Here is a 14,360-nt window from a genome sequence, read left to right on the forward strand (position 1 = left end):
TGGTAAGCGTTTGGTGAACACATACGCGGGAAGGCGGTGCTTTGGCGAATATGCGTGGCCTCATCAGCGGGAATAGAGAACAACGCCATGTTCCCGGGCATAGATGGCGGCGCGTTCGCGCAAGGATTCGCGGCCTTCCGCCAGCCAGACGGGGATGCGCCGGGCGAGATCGGCCCGGTTGAGCGAGCGCACCATGGCCTTGACCGGCCCGATGGCGGCGGGCGCCATGGAGAGGGATGTGAAGCCAAGGGCGATGAGGATCATGGCATCGAGGGGGTTGCCCGCCATTTCGCCGCACAATGAGAGAGGCACGCCGCGGGCGCGTGTCTTTTTCGCCATTTGATCCAGCAGGCGGATCATGGCGGGATGCAGCGGATCATAGCGATGGGCCATGCGCGGATGGGTGCGATCTGCGGCAAAGAGGAACTGGTGCAGATCATTGGAGCCGACAGAGATGAAATCGGCGTGGCGCAGCAGCTCGTCAAGCTGAAAGAACAGGGCCGGCACCTCCACCATGGCCCCGATGCGCACGCGCTTCGGCAGGGCGCGGTTTGTCTTGCGCATGGCCTCGATCTGCTGAACGACATAGCTGCGGGCGGCGAGGAATTCTCCCACATCGGTGACCATGGGGAACATGACGTTCAGAACCCTGCCACTGGCGGCGGCGAGCAGGGCGCGCAGCTGCATCTTGAGAAGGCCCGGACGATCCAGCCCCATCCGCAGGGCACGCCAGCCCATGGCGGGATTTTCCTCCCGCTCCGTCTGCATGTAGGGCAGGACCTTGTCGGAGCCGACATCAAGGGTGCGAAAGACGACCGGTTTGTCTCCGGCCGCCTCGAGCACGGCGCGATAATGCTTCTCCTGCTCCTCGCGGCGGGGCAGGGTGCGGGTCAGCATGAACTGCAGTTCGGTGCGATAAAGCCCGATGCCGTCCGCGCCGGAATCCTCAAGATGGGGCAGATCGACGAGCAGCCCGGCGTTGATGTTGAGAGAAACGCGCACGCCGTCCTGGGTGATGGCCGGCTTGTGGCGCAGGCGGGCGAAGCGTTCCTGCCGCCGGGCATAAAGGCGGACCTTTTCCACATAGGCCTGCTCGATCTCGGGCGTGGGGCGCACGTGGACATCGCCGGTGCGGCCGTCGAGAATGATGGCATCGCCGTTCTCGACGAGATCGGTGATGCCCTCCACCTGCCCGATGGTCGGCACTTCCAGGGCGCGGGCGACGATGGCCACATGTGAGCCGGTGCCTCCTTCCTCAAGAACGAGGCCGCGCAGGCGCTCACGGTCGTAATCCAGCAGTTCCGCCGGGCCCATGTTGCGGGCGACAATCACGGCATCCTTGGGCAGCTTGCCCTGGGCGGCGGTGCCGACCTGACCGGTGAGGATGCGCAGGAGGCGGTTGGCGAGATCATCAAGATCATGCATGCGCTCGCGCATGTAGGGATCGGTCTGGCGCAGCATGCGGGCGCGATTGTCGGATTGAACGCGCTCCACGGCCGCTTCGGCGGAAAGGCCGCGGCGGATGCCTTCCTCGATGCGCCGCACCCAGCCGCGATCATGGGCGAACATGCGCACGGTCTCGAAGATCTCGGCATGTTCGCCATGGGCGGCAAGCCCCGTTGTGGCGATGAGATCGTTGACCTGGGTGCGCAGGGTTTGCAAAGCCTCGTGCAGGCGCTCGATTTCGGTCTCGATGTTGTCGGCGACGAAATTGCGGATGACGACGCGGGGCTGATGCAGCACGACATGGCCCAGGGCCACGCCGGGGTGCAGGGCCTCGCCTCTTAGATGCAGGCGGCGGGAGCGCCTTTCTCCGCGCCGTTCATATTCGGCCCGGAATTCCGGCGAGGCAAAGAACTCGGCCAGGACCATCGCCGTGGTCTGCAGGGCTTCCTCTTCTTCCTCCGTATAGTGGCGGGGGCGGCGGTTCTGCACCGTGAGCACGCCGGTAACACGGCCGCCGCGCAGGATGGGCACGCCGAGGAAGGAGGCATAGATCTCCTCGCCCGTCTCGGGGAAATACTTGAAGGCGGGATGCGCCTGAGCGTCGGAGAGATTGAGGGTTTCGGCCGTTTCGGCGATGGTGCCGACCAAGCCTTCACCGGGGCGCAGCCGCACGCGGTGCACGGATTCGGGTTTCAGGCCTTCGGTGGCGTAAAGCTCCAGTTCGCCCTCATCATTGAGGACGTAAATGGAACAGACCTCCGCCACCACATTGGCGGCCACGAGGTGCGCGATGTGATCGAGCTTTTCCTGCGCCGTGCCCTGCTCCGCCATGACCTCGCGCAACCTTCGGAGCAGGACGCGCGGGCCAATGGCGGTGAATGTCATCAGCCGGCGCCTCCCTGCGCGCGAATTTTTCGCCATGCGCATACGCCCGCTACCGCGGTGCACGGCGCGGCGGCGGCGATTGCCTGAATGCGAAGCGCGATAAGCATGGCGGTTTTCACGATCCGTCTCCTTGCGGTCTTGCAGCGTCCGTCACACGCCTTCAGGCGGCATCCAGCCCGTAGGCCGAATGCAGCGCGCGCAGGGCCAGCTCCAGATAGGCCTCATCGATCAGGACAGAGACCTTGATCTCGGAGGTGGTGATGGCCTCGATGTTTATACCCTTTTCCGCCAGCGTACGGAACATCTTGGCGGCAACGCCCGCATGGGAGCGCATGCCGATGCCGACGATGGAGACCTTGGCGACATTGTCGGCGGAGGCGATCTCCTCATAGCCAATCTGCTCCCGGTTCTCTTCAAGAACCTTGAGCGCACGGGGCAGGTCCTTGCGGGCGACGGTGAAGGTGAGATTGGCGAACACGCCGTCTGCCGAGACGTTCTGCACGATCATGTCCACCGAGATGCCCGCATCGGCGAGCGGGCCGAAGATGCTGGCGGAAACGCCCGGCTTGTCCTTGACCCTGCGGATGGCGACCTGTGCCTCGTCGCGCGAGTATGCGATGCCGGAAACGACCTGCTGTTCCATGATTTCATCCTCGTCGCAAACCAGTGTGCCGGGGCCGCGCCCGTCCTCGGTGACCTGGAAGGGAGAATCCGGATCGTCGAAGCTGGAGCGTACCCGCAGCGGTACCTTGTGCACCATGGCCAGTTCCACGGAGCGGGTCTGCAGCACCTTGGCGCCCAGAGAAGCAAGCTCCAGCATCTCCTCATAGGAAATGCGTTCAATACGGCGGGCCTTGGAGACGATGCGCGGATCGGTGGTGTAAACGCCATCGACATCGGTGTAGATGTCGCAGCGCGCGCCAAGAGCGGCGGCGACGGCAACGGCGGAGGTATCCGATCCGCCACGGCCCAGCGTGGTGATGCGGCCGTCGGGGCCAATGCCCTGAAAGCCGGCGATGACATTGACCATGCCGCGATCCAGGGCGGAAACGAGATTGTCCGGCGGAATGTCCATGATGCGGGCGGCGCCGTGCATGCCGTCGGTCTTCACCGGCACCTGCCAGCCCTGCCAGGAGCGCGCGGGAATGCCCATTTCCTGGAGGGTCATGGCAAGAAGGCCGGAAGTGACCTGTTCACCGGAAGCCACCACCACGTCATATTCGCGCGCATCATAGAGGGGTGAGATGTTCTCGCAGTAGGCGACGAGCTCGTTGGTCTTGCCGGCCATGGCCGAGACCACGACTGAGACCTGATGCCCGGCCTCAACCTCACGCTTGACGTGACGGGCGACGTTGCGGATGCGGTCCAGATCGGCCACAGACGTGCCGCCGAATTTCATCACCAGCCGGCTCATGACACTCAAAGCCCGTTGCCTGTTCGCCTCACACGGATGGTTGCGGATGGTGGCTTTTGCCCTCGGTGCGATCCGCATGTCAGGATCGCGACGCGCCAACCCTTAGCCACGCCGGAAAGGAAAGGCAAGGCATTTGCGCAAATTCGGCCCGCCCGCTATGACCTGAAGAGCCGATGAAGAGGATGCGTGACAACTCCGGGAGGCGACGAGATGGGTGCGGGTGAGAAAGCCGCGGGAGCAAACGAAGAGACGCAGGCGGCCTCGGTCGATCCGGCGGAGATTGCCAAATTTTCCGCACTCGCGGCGGAATGGTGGCGGCCGGATGGAAAATTCGCAGTGCTGCATGCCTTCAATCCGGTGCGCCTGCAATATATCCGGGATCACGTCACGGCGCAGTTCGGCCTGGATCCGCGCGAACGGCTGCCGCTTAAGGATGTGCGCATTCTCGACATCGGCTGCGGCGGCGGGCTCATCTCGGAAAACCTGGCGAAGATGGGGGCGGATGTCACAGGCATCGATCCTTCTGCGAAAAACATCGGTGCCGCCCGCGCGCATGCGGAGGAAAGCGGCGTTGCGGTGGACTATCGCCAGACCACGGCAGAAGCGCTGGCGGAAGCAGGAGAGACGTTTGACGTCGTGCTCAACATGGAAGTGATCGAGCACGTCAGCGATCAGCCGGCCTTCATCCGCACCTGCGGGCAGCTGGTGCGGGAAGGCGGCCTGATGTTCTGTGCCACCATCAACCGCACCTTCAAGAGCTTTGCCATGGCCATTGTCGGGGCGGAATATGTCCTGGGCTGGCTTCCGCGCGGCACGCATCAGTGGGAGAAATTCGTCAAGCCCGAAGAGCTTCAGGACTGGCTGAATGCGGCCGGGCTGGAGGTGATCGACCGCACCGGCGTGGCCTACAATCCCTTTTCGGGCAAATGGCTGAAGGCGCCCCGGGACATGGACGTGAACTACATGCTGCTGGCCCGCAAACGCCCCGCCTGACCAGGGGAGGTCATTCCGGAGCTGTCCGGATGAGAACGGACGCGCTGCCCTTGTGGCCCTTTTCGTTCCGGGCGGAAGCAGTGGGCGGCTTTTTGCGGGCGTGTCAGCGGGTGGGAACGGGCTTTTCGCCGCGGTAGTCATAGAAACCGCGTTTGGTCTTGCGGCCCAGCCAGCCGGCCTCCACGTATTTCACCAGCAGCGGGCAGGGGCGATATTTGGAATCGGCCAGTCCCTCATAGAGCACCTGCATCACCGACAGGCAGGTATCGAGGCCGATGAAGTCGGCAAGCTCCAGCGGGCCCATGGGATGATGGGCGCCCAGCTTCATGGCGGTATCGATGGCCTCCACCGTGCCTACGCCCTCGTAGAGGGTGTAGATGGCCTCGTTGATCATGGGCAGGAGGATTCGGTTGACGATGAAGGCGGGGAAATCCTCGGCAACGGCAATGGTCTTGCCGAGGGAGGTGACAAAGGCCTTGAAGGTCTCGAACGTCGAATCATCGGTGGCAATGCCGCGGATGAGCTCAACAAGCTCCATCAAAGGCGCGGGGTTCATGAAGTGAACCCCCATGAATTTCTCCGGGCGATCGGTGGCGGCCGCCAGGCGGGTGATGGACAGGGAGGAGGTGTTGGTGCCAATCAGCGTGGCCGGCGGCAGGTGCGGGCAGAGCTCGGCGAAGATGGCGCGCTTGATGTCCTCGTCTTCGGTGGCGGATTCGATGACGATGTCGCATTCGGCCATGGCGGAAAGATCGGCCACCGGCCGGATACGCTCCAGCGCGCTCTTGCGGGTCTCCTCGTCCAGCTTGCCCTTGCGCACGAGGCGGGCCATGTTGCCGTTGATGGTGGCGAGTGCGTTCTTGAGCACGTCCTCGGATACGTCGTTGAGCAAGACGTCGTATCCGGCCACTGCACAGACATGGGCGATGCCGGTTCCCATCTGACCGGCGCCAATGATCCCGACCTTGCGAATCTCCATGACGAAAGCCCCTTGCGCCTAGCCGCAACCGTTCTTATCCGCCCGATTCCTTCGCGGGCAGTGGCAGAGCCTATAACCGCGCGCGGCGGGCGGCAAGCCTCGTTTGCAGGACCCAGGGCATCTCCTCATAAAATCCGGCGCATCAGCCCTTGTCGCCGAGAACGCGGTCCAGCTCCTTCTCCAGCTCGGGAAGCGCCTCGAAGAGATCGGCGACGAGGCCGTAATCCGCCACCTGAAAGATGGGTGCTTCCTCGTCCTTGTTGATGGCGACGATGACGCGGGAATCCTTCATGCCGGCCAGATGCTGGATGGCGCCGGAAATGCCCACCGCGATGTAAAGATCGGGCGCCACCACCTTGCCAGTCTGGCCCACCTGATAGTCATTGGGCACATAACCGGCATCGACAGCGGCGCGGGAGGCGCCAACGGCGGCGTTGAGCTTGCGGGCGATGCGTTCCAGCATCTCGAAGGCCTCGGCCGAGCCCATGCCGCGACCGCCGGAGATGACGACACGGGCCTGGGTGAGCTCGGGGCGGTCGGATTCGGTGAGCTGACGGGAAACGAATTCGACAGCAGGATTGGGTGCCGGCGCTGCAACGGTTTCAACCGGGGCTGCTATTTCTGAGCTTTCCGCTGCCTGAAAGGCGGTGGTGCGTACGGTGATGATCTTTTTCTCCGCCGGCTGGCGCACGGTTTCTATGGCATTGCCGGCGTAGATGGGCCGCTTGAAGGTTTCGGCATCGATCACCGCGATGATGTCGGAAATCTGCATGACGCCGAGGCGGGCGGCGATGCGCGGCGCGAAGTTCTTGCCCGTGGTGGTGGCCGGCGTGAGCATGTGGGAGTAGCTCTCGCCCTGCATGAGCGGCACGATCAGGGCTTCCATGTTCTCGGCGATCTGCTGGGCGAGGCTGTCGCCATCGGCCAGGAGCACGCGGCGCACGCCCTGCAGGCGGGCGGCCTGATCGGCAACGCCGGCGCAATCCTTGCCGGCAACGAGAACATCGACTGTCTCGTCAATGGCTCTGGCCGCGGTCAGGGCGCGGGCCGTGGCCGGGTTAAGGGTGGCATTGTCATGTTCGGCAACGAGAAGAACCGCCATTTCAGATCACTCCCGCCTCGTTCTTGAGCCGATCGACCAGTTCCGCCACGGATTTCACGCGAACACCCGCCTTGCGCTGCGGCGGCTCCTCCACCTTGAGGATTTCAAGCTGGGGGGTGATGTCCACGCCAAGCGCGTCGGGATCGGTCACCTCCAGGGGTTTTCGCTTTGCCTTCATGATGTTGGGCAGGGAGGCATAGCGCGGCTCGTTCAGGCGCAGATCGGTGGTGATCACCGCAGGCAGCTTCAGACGCAGGGTTTCAAGGCCGCCATCGATCTCGCGGGTGACTTCGGCATGCTCGCCCTCGATGACAAGTTTTGAAGCGAAGGTGCCCTGCGGCCAGCCGAGAAGCGCGGCAAGCATCTGGCCAGTCTGATTGCAGTCGTCATCAATGGCCTGCTTGCCCATGATCACGAGCTGCGGCTGCTCCTTCTCCACCAGTGCGGCGAGGATGCGGGCCACGGCCAGCGGCTCGGTGCGCTGCTCGGTCTGGACCAGAATGCCTCTGTCCGCACCCATGGCCAGCGCGGTGCGGATCGTCTGCTCGGCGGCCTTCGGGCCGATGCTGACGGCGACGATCTCTTCGGCCGTTCCCGCCTCCTTAAGGCGCACGGCCTCCTCCACAGCGATTTCGTCGAAGGGGTTCATGGACATCTTCACGTTGGCGAGATCGACGCCGGAGCCGTCGGCCTTGACGCGAACGCGCACGTTATAGTCCACGACCCGTTTCACGGGGACCAGGATCTTCATGATGGCCCTTTCGCTCTTTTGACTGAATGTCAGGACGCCTTTTTCGAGGGCGAGATTGAAGAAGGGGTGGTGAAAAGTCAACGCAGGCCAGGGGCGGAAGGTCCGCTGTTCAGACCAATTTCCTAGGACGCTTTCGTGTCATCTCCCACGCGCAAGCCATTGGCCGGTGATTTCGGCTTTCAGTACAAGGCTTCCTGATTATGCGTGTGCGTATTCAAGAGTCAGTTTTTCCGTTTTCGCTAGCGGAGACAGAAGATGGTCGCTCCGCATCGGTGCAGGTGTCGTCATTGAGGGGGGTGATGCGCAGGCGGGTGATGCGGTGGCGCTCCTTGTCCAGGATCTCGAAGCGGAAACCGTGAAAGGTGAAGGCCTGACCCGGATCGGGGATCATCTGCGCCTCGTGAATGACGAGACCGGCGATGGTAATGGCCTCGTCCTCGGGCAGTGACCAGTCATAGAGGCGGTTGAGATCACGCACGGGCATGGCGCCATCGACGATATAGCTGCATCCCTCGCGGCGGATGCCCTGGGCTGCGCGATCGTGCTCGTCAGCAATTTCGCCGACGATTTCCTCCATAATGTCCTCAAGGGTAACGAGCCCTTCCAGCTCGCCATATTCGTCCACCACCAGGGCGAAATGCATCTTGCGCCGGAGGAAGGCGGCGAGCTGATCGGCAAGCGGCGTGGAATCGGGCACGAACCAGGGGGCGATGAGCAGGGTGCGGATGTCTATGGCATCGACATTGCCGCCGGCGCCGGCAATGGCGGCCAGCAGATCGCGGGCGTGAAGAATGCCGATGATGTTGTCCGGCTCCTCATGCCAGACGGGGTAGCGGGTAAAGCCATTGTCCAGCACGTATTGCAGGATTTCGCGGGGGGAGCGGGAGATGTCGATGCTTTTCATGTCGGTGCGGTGGACCATGACATCGGCAACGGTGAGCTCCCGCAGGTCAAGCACGCCGCCGAGCATGTCGCGGTCGCGCTTGACCACCTCGCCGCGGGCATGATGCAGATCCAGTGCCCCGCGCAGCTCCTCGCGGAAAGACAGGGCATTGCCGGCATTGCGCGTATCGGCGCCCAAGGCCTTGAGCGCCATGCGCACCAGCTTTTCCACCACGGATACCACGGGAGCGAAAACCTTGACGACAAGGGAAACGATAGGCGCAACATGCAGGGCGAAGCGGTCGGGATTGAGGATGGCGTAGGTCTTGGGCATGACCTCGCCGAAAACAAGGACGAGCGCGGTCATGACCAGCGTGGCCCACAGCACGCCGGCGGGGCCGAAGAGCTCCAGAAACAGCGTGGTGGCCAGGGCGGAAGCGAGAATGTTGACGAGGTTGTTGCCAAGAAGGATGGCGCCGATCAGCCGCTCCGGCATGGACAGCAGGTGTTCCAGCACCCTGGCCCGCCTGTCTCCCTTCTGGGCGAGGCGATGCACCCGCGCGCGGGAAATGGCGGTCATGGAGGTTTCCGAGCCGGAAAAGAAGGCCGAGAGGACAATGAGAAAGGCCACGGCCAGAGCCAGCAGCCAGATGCGGGCATCCATCAGGCACGCTCCAGTTCTTCATCAAGAAAGGCGAGCAGCTCCTTTTCGTCCACGGTATCGGTGATGAAGGCTTCTCCGATGTCACGGGCGAGAATGAAAACGAGCCTGCCGCCAGTCGCCTTCTTGTCCTGTCGCATGAATTCAAGCAGGCCTGCGGCATCGGGCAGGCGATCGCGTACATGCGACAGGTCCGTGGGCAGGCCCACGGCGCGCAGATGGGCGGCGATGCGTTCGGCGCGCCCGGCCGGGCAAAGCCCCAGGCGCTCGGAGAAGCGGAAGGCCTGCGCCATGCCGATGGCCACGGCCTCGCCATGCAGCAGGGTGCCGTCATAACCGAGGGCGCCTTCCAGGGCGTGGCCGAATGTGTGGCCAAGGTTGAGCAGGGCGCGCCGGCCGCTTTCCCTTTCATCGGCGGCGACGATCTGAGCCTTCATTTCGCAGGAGCGGGCAATGGCGTGCTGGCGGGCGGCCATGTCTCCTGCCAGCAGGGCAGGCCCGTGCTCCTCCAGCCAGGTGAAGAAGGCGGCATCGCCCAGCAGACCGTACTTGACCACTTCCGCATAGCCGGCGAGCAGCTCCCGTTTCGGCAGGGTGTCGAGGACGGCGGTATCGGCAATGACCTTGAGCGGCTGATGGAAGGCGCCGATCAGGTTCTTGCCGAGGCGGCAGTTGATTCCCGTCTTGCCGCCGACAGAAGAGTCCACCTGTGCGAGCAGGGTGGTGGGAATCTGGATGAAATGCATGCCGCGCCGGGCGATGGCGGCGGCGAAGCCTGCCAGATCGCCGATGACACCGCCGCCGAAGGCGATGATGGCGTCTCGCCGCTCAAGCCCGCTTTCGAGAATGCGCTCCACCACCGCCTGCAGATGCGAAAAGCTCTTGGTGGCCTCGCCGGCGGGCAGCACCATGGCCTCGTGTTCGATATCGGCATCGTTCAGCGACTCGCTTAAGGTTTCAAGATGCAGGGCGGCGACGTTTTCGTCGGTCACGATCAGGGTTTTGGGACGGGGCAGAAGCTCGGCCACCTCGATGCCGGCGAATTCGAGAATGTCCGGGCCGATCTCGATGTCATAGGCGCGTTCGCCCAGGTCCACCGGCACGATGGTGGTCTCGACGATCTCAATATCGAGCCCCTCGTCGTTTTCCCTGATATCGTCTTTCGGATCCGTCATCGTATTGCTTTCATGATCATGATTGCCGGGCGTGATCCCTTCATCCTTTTCGTCCTCTATCGTCTTTTTGACAAAAAGCCAAAGGGCGGCGGCCGGAAAATGGCAAGGCGCACGGCCTCAAGCGGCGAAAAGGCAGCGTTGACCCTGTGCGGAATTTCTTCTAGAACAAGCCGGCTTTCCATACAGGCGCGATGAAATCGTCACGCCGGCCGTCCTGCACATGGCATAGCGCTTAAGGCGCTGCATGACCGGGAGGCAGGAGGGTCAACGCCCGTCAGCGAGGGTTCGCCCACGGGCGCGATCGGTGTTTGCGCAATCGGCCGCCATGGTATCGCCGGCATGGATGTGTCATTCTGACCGGCGGGTTGCGCAACAGGCGCGATCGCAAGCGGAAAGCACGACAAAACGGGATAAGGGCCCATGTTCGATACGCTGCAGGATCGTCTTTCGGATATTTTCGACCGGCTCACGGGGCGCGGCGCCCTTTCGGAAAAGGATGTGGACGCCGCCATGCGCGAGGTGCGCCGGGCGCTGATCGAGGCGGACGTGGCCCTGCCCGTGGTGCGCTCGTTCATCGACACGGTGCGGCAGCGCGCCGTCGGCCAGGAGGTGATCAAGTCGGTCACGCCCGGCCAGATGGTGATCAAGATCGTGCATGATGCCCTGGTGGAGACTCTGGGCGCGCATGCACCGCTGCTGGTGGAGGGCGAGCCGCCGAACGTGATCCTGATGGTGGGCTTGCAGGGCTCGGGCAAGACGACGACCTCGGCGAAGATCGCCAAGTGGCTCAAGGATGCGGCACGCAAGAAGGTGCTGCTTGCCTCGCTTGACGTCTATCGCCCGGCGGCGCAGGAGCAGCTGGCGACGCTGGCGCGGCAGGCCGGCGTGGATTCCCTTCCGATCGTAAAAGGCGAGGATCCTGTCGAGATTGCGAAACGCGCCGTGCGGGAAGGGCGCAGAGGCGGCTATGACGTGGTCATTCTCGATACGGCCGGGCGGCTGCACATCGACGAAGACCTCATGAAAGAGGTGCAGGATGTGCGGGCCGTGGCCGAGCCGCGCGAGACGCTGCTGGTGGCGGATGCGCTGACGGGTCAGGATGCCGTGAACCTGGCCAAGAGCTTCGATGAGGCGGTGGGGATCACCGGCATCGTGCTCACGCGCGTGGATGGTGATGGCCGGGGCGGCGCGGCGCTGTCGATGCGGGCGGTGACCGGCAAGCCCATCAAGCTGATGGGCGTGGGCGAGAAGCTGGAAGATCTCGAGGCCTTTCATCCGGATCGCATCGCCGATCGCATCCTGGGCATGGGCGATGTGGTTTCGCTTGTGGAGAAGGCGGCGCGCACCATTGATGAGAAAAAGGCGCGCAAGCTGGCCGAGAAGCTCAAGAAAGGCGCCTTCACCCTGGAGGATCTCGCCGAGCAGCTGAGGCAGATGCAGAAGCTGGGCGGCATGCAGGGCATCCTGAAGATGCTGCCGGGCATGGGCAAGATCCGCAAGCAGCTGGCCGGGATTGATCTCGATGATCTGGTGCTGAAGCGCCAGCTTGCCATCATCTCCTCGATGACGCCGAAGGAGCGGCTGTTTCCCAAGATCATCAACGCCTCACGCAAGAAACGCATCGCCGCCGGCTCCGGTACCACGGTGCAGGATGTCAACCGCCTGCTGAAAATGCATCGGCAGATGGCGGACATGATGAAGAAAATGGGCCGGAAGAAAGGGGGGCTGGGCGGCATGTTCGGTTTTGGCGGCGGGCCTTCGCCGGAGGAAATCGAGAAGCTGCAGGCGGAGCTTGCCGGCATGGATCCGGCCAGCCTGCCGCCGGAGCTGCGCGATCTCGCCAAGGGGCTGAAGGATGGCGGTGGCCAGCCGGCAGCGCCCGGCGGCATGCCCGGGTTGCCGGGCGGCGGTCTGCCCGGGCTTGGCAACATGCCGGGTTTGCCGGGTATGGGAGGCCTGCCGGGCATGGGCGGGCCCGGCTTGCCGGGGCTTGGCGGCCTTCCGCCCCTTGGCCGCGGCAAGGGCAAGGGTCGCAAGAAGAAGCGCTAATCATCACGAACGAGGTTTTCGGTTTTTCGAAAAACAAGCAGAAAGGAGAGACGACACATGGCTTTGCGCATTCGTCTGGCGCGGGGCGGCGCCAAGAAGCGTCCGTTCTATCGCATCGTGGTGGCGGAGAACACCGCGCCGCGTGACGGGCGGTTCATCGAGAAGGTGGGCACCTACAACCCGCTGCTGCCCAAGGATCATCCCGAGCGGGTGACCCTGAAAGAGGATCGCATCAAGTACTGGCTGTCGGTGGGGGCGAAGCCCACGGACCGTGTTTTGCGCTTCCTTGATGCCGCCGGTCTTGCCAAGCGGCCGCCGCGCTACAATCCCAAGAAGGGTCAGCCGGGCGAGAAGGCTCTGGCACGCAAGGCGGAGAAGGAGGCCAAGGCCGCGGAGGCTGCCGCCGCCGAGAACGAAGGCGGAGAGGGCGAGGCCGAAGCCGCCGAGAGCTGAAGGGCGGAGCCATCCGCGTAAAAAAAAGCGCGTATTTGCCGCTTCGTCCGTCATGTCCGGGGAGGGGGCGCTGTCGTGGGCGCGGATGGTTCATTGCGCCTTTCGGGTTCCGGGCACCGCCATCTGGCGTTGCGTGAAGGACTGCGGCCATGAGCCGAAAGGAAAAACACGAGAAGCTGGTTGTCATGGGCGTGATCACTTCCGCCCATGGCATCCGCGGCGAGGTGAAGATCCGAAGCTTTACGGAAACGCCTGAAGATATCGCGGCCTATGGGCCGTTGCTGCTGGATGACGGGCCGCAGGAGGTGGAGATTCTGCGGTTGCGCCCGACAAAAGGGGCCTTCATTGCGCGGCTGAAAGGCGTTGAGGACCGCAATGCTGCCGAGCTGTTGCGGGGGTGCAAACTGAAGCTGCCACGGGAGCGCCTGCCGGAGCCGGAGGATGAGGACACCTTCTATTATTCCGATCTCGTGGGCCTGAAAGCGATAAAACGCGACGGCTCGCCGGGGGGCGAGGTGATCGCCGTGCATGATTTCGGCAGCGGCGATCTTCTGGAAATCCGTCCGGAAGGCGCGCGGGAAACCTATTATCTGCCGTTCACGAAAGAGGCGGTGCCGCAGGTGGAGATCGCGAAAGGGCGGGTCATCATCAATCCGCCCAAGGAGCTGGAAGAGGATGCCTTAAAGCGCACCGGTTCCGGACGCCACAAGCAGCGCCGGCAGAAAAAGAACAAGGCCCGTCAGGCGCAAAAGACGCCTTCCGATGATGCCGAAAAGGCCTGAGCCCTGCATTTCCGCGACATACCCTTTTTCATTGCCGGAGCGCTGAACGCATGTCGAACCCCGCCTTTGCCGCCACGGTGCTGACGCTCTATCCGGACATGTTTCCGGGGCCCCTGGGATTCGCGCTGGCGGGGCAGGCGCTGAAGAAGGGCATCTGGTCGCTGCAGGTGGAAAACATCAGGGATTACGCGCTTGATAAGCATCACACGGTGGATGATACGCCTTATGGCGGCGGGCCGGGCATGGTGCTGAAGCCGGATGTGCTGGCGCGCGCCATCGATGCGGTTTCAAGCGCGGATGATCCGCGTCCGCGCCTTCTGATGAGCCCGCGCGGCGAACCGCTGACCCAGGAACTGGTGCGGGAATTCGCGAAAGCGCCGGGGCTGCTCATCGTGTGCGGGCGGTTCGAGGGCGTGGATGAGCGCGTGATTGAGGGGCGCGGCTTGCGAGAGATTTCCATTGGCGATTTCGTGCTCTCCGGTGGCGAACCTGCGGCCATTTGTCTGCTGGATGCAGTGGTGCGGCTTCTGCCCGGCGTGATGGGCAAGTACGAATCCGGAGAGTGGGAGAGCTTCGAGAAGGATCTGCTGGAATATCCGCATTATACGCGCCCGCGGGAATGGGAGGGGCGCACGGTGCCGGAGGTGCTGCTTTCGGGCAATCATGCCGAGATCGCACGCTGGCGCCTGAAACAGGCCGAGGCCATCACCCAGGCCAGACGGCCGGATCTCTGGCAGCGCTATCTCGCACGCAGGGACAGGGCGGAAGACACGGACGGCTGATCGGAC

At 63.5% G+C, this 14,360-nt stretch carries 12 protein-coding genes; 5 read left to right on the forward strand and 7 right to left on the reverse strand.

From position 1 onward, the window contains the following. Window positions 1–63: 63 nt before the first annotated feature. Window positions 64–2,331 (reverse strand): phosphoenolpyruvate--protein phosphotransferase, encoded by a 2,268-nt coding sequence (gene ptsP, locus EK16_RS06665; RefSeq protein ID WP_038036181.1) that lies wholly within the window; start codon window positions 2,329–2,331, stop codon window positions 64–66. A 160-nt stretch (window positions 2,332–2,491) separates the two neighbouring features. Beyond that, window positions 2,492–3,745: an aspartate kinase gene (locus tag EK16_RS06670; protein WP_038035434.1), complete on the reverse strand. Its 1,254-nt coding sequence runs from the start codon at window positions 3,743–3,745 to the stop codon at window positions 2,492–2,494. 210 nt (window positions 3,746–3,955) lie between these two features. On the opposite strand from EK16_RS06670, the gene ubiG reads away from it, so the two are divergent. Continuing rightward, a complete protein-coding gene (ubiG, locus tag EK16_RS06675; RefSeq protein ID WP_051929030.1) occupies window positions 3,956–4,738 on the forward strand; it encodes a bifunctional 2-polyprenyl-6-hydroxyphenol methylase/3-demethylubiquinol 3-O-methyltransferase UbiG in 783 nt (260 codons plus the stop codon). A gap of 103 nt (window positions 4,739–4,841) precedes the next feature. Here ubiG and EK16_RS06680 read toward each other — a convergent pair whose 3' ends face one another. The 5 genes from EK16_RS06680 to aroB all read right to left on the reverse strand — a co-directional run bounded on the left by EK16_RS06680 (window position 4,842) and on the right by aroB (window position 10,288). Next, window positions 4,842–5,717 carry a 3-hydroxybutyryl-CoA dehydrogenase gene (locus tag EK16_RS06680; RefSeq protein WP_038035436.1) on the reverse strand — a complete coding sequence of 292 codons (876 nt, stop codon included), beginning with the start codon at window positions 5,715–5,717 and terminating at the stop codon, window positions 4,842–4,844. 142 nt (window positions 5,718–5,859) lie between these two features. Next, window positions 5,860–6,819 (reverse strand): electron transfer flavoprotein subunit alpha/FixB family protein, encoded by a 960-nt coding sequence (locus EK16_RS06685; protein WP_038035437.1) that lies wholly within the window; start codon window positions 6,817–6,819, stop codon window positions 5,860–5,862. Window position 6,820: 1 nt separating this feature from the next. Further along, window positions 6,821–7,570 carry an electron transfer flavoprotein subunit beta/FixA family protein gene (locus tag EK16_RS06690; protein ID WP_038036183.1) on the reverse strand — a complete coding sequence of 250 codons (750 nt, stop codon included), beginning with the start codon at window positions 7,568–7,570 and terminating at the stop codon, window positions 6,821–6,823. A 214-nt stretch (window positions 7,571–7,784) separates the two neighbouring features. After that, window positions 7,785–9,116: an HlyC/CorC family transporter gene (locus tag EK16_RS06695; RefSeq protein ID WP_051929031.1), complete on the reverse strand. Its 1,332-nt coding sequence runs from the start codon at window positions 9,114–9,116 to the stop codon at window positions 7,785–7,787. After that, window positions 9,116–10,288 carry a 3-dehydroquinate synthase gene (gene aroB, locus EK16_RS06700; RefSeq protein WP_081910330.1) on the reverse strand — a complete coding sequence of 391 codons (1,173 nt, stop codon included), beginning with the start codon at window positions 10,286–10,288 and terminating at the stop codon, window positions 9,116–9,118. The genes EK16_RS06695 and aroB overlap by 1 nt, the downstream gene beginning before the upstream one ends. A 420-nt stretch (window positions 10,289–10,708) precedes the next feature. Between aroB and ffh the strand changes: the two genes are divergently transcribed. From ffh to trmD, 4 genes are all read left to right on the forward strand, one after another. Beyond that, window positions 10,709–12,337 carry a signal recognition particle protein gene (ffh, locus tag EK16_RS06705; RefSeq protein WP_038035438.1) on the forward strand — a complete coding sequence of 543 codons (1,629 nt, stop codon included), beginning with the start codon at window positions 10,709–10,711 and terminating at the stop codon, window positions 12,335–12,337. Window positions 12,338–12,394: 57 nt separating this feature from the next. Beyond that, window positions 12,395–12,790: a 30S ribosomal protein S16 gene (rpsP, locus tag EK16_RS06710; protein WP_038035439.1), complete on the forward strand. Its 396-nt coding sequence runs from the start codon at window positions 12,395–12,397 to the stop codon at window positions 12,788–12,790. A 149-nt stretch (window positions 12,791–12,939) separates the two neighbouring features. Then, window positions 12,940–13,572 carry a ribosome maturation factor RimM gene (gene rimM / locus EK16_RS06715; RefSeq protein ID WP_081910331.1) on the forward strand — a complete coding sequence of 211 codons (633 nt, stop codon included), beginning with the start codon at window positions 12,940–12,942 and terminating at the stop codon, window positions 13,570–13,572. A 50-nt stretch (window positions 13,573–13,622) separates the two neighbouring features. Then, window positions 13,623–14,354 (forward strand): tRNA (guanosine(37)-N1)-methyltransferase TrmD, encoded by a 732-nt coding sequence (gene trmD / locus EK16_RS06720; RefSeq protein WP_038035440.1) that lies wholly within the window; start codon window positions 13,623–13,625, stop codon window positions 14,352–14,354. The last annotated feature ends 6 nt before the right edge of the window (window positions 14,355–14,360 follow it).

This window comes from Thermopetrobacter sp. TC1 (assembly GCF_000746275.1).
Classification (GTDB): Bacteria; Pseudomonadota; Alphaproteobacteria; order Rhizobiales; family Aestuariivirgaceae; genus Thermopetrobacter.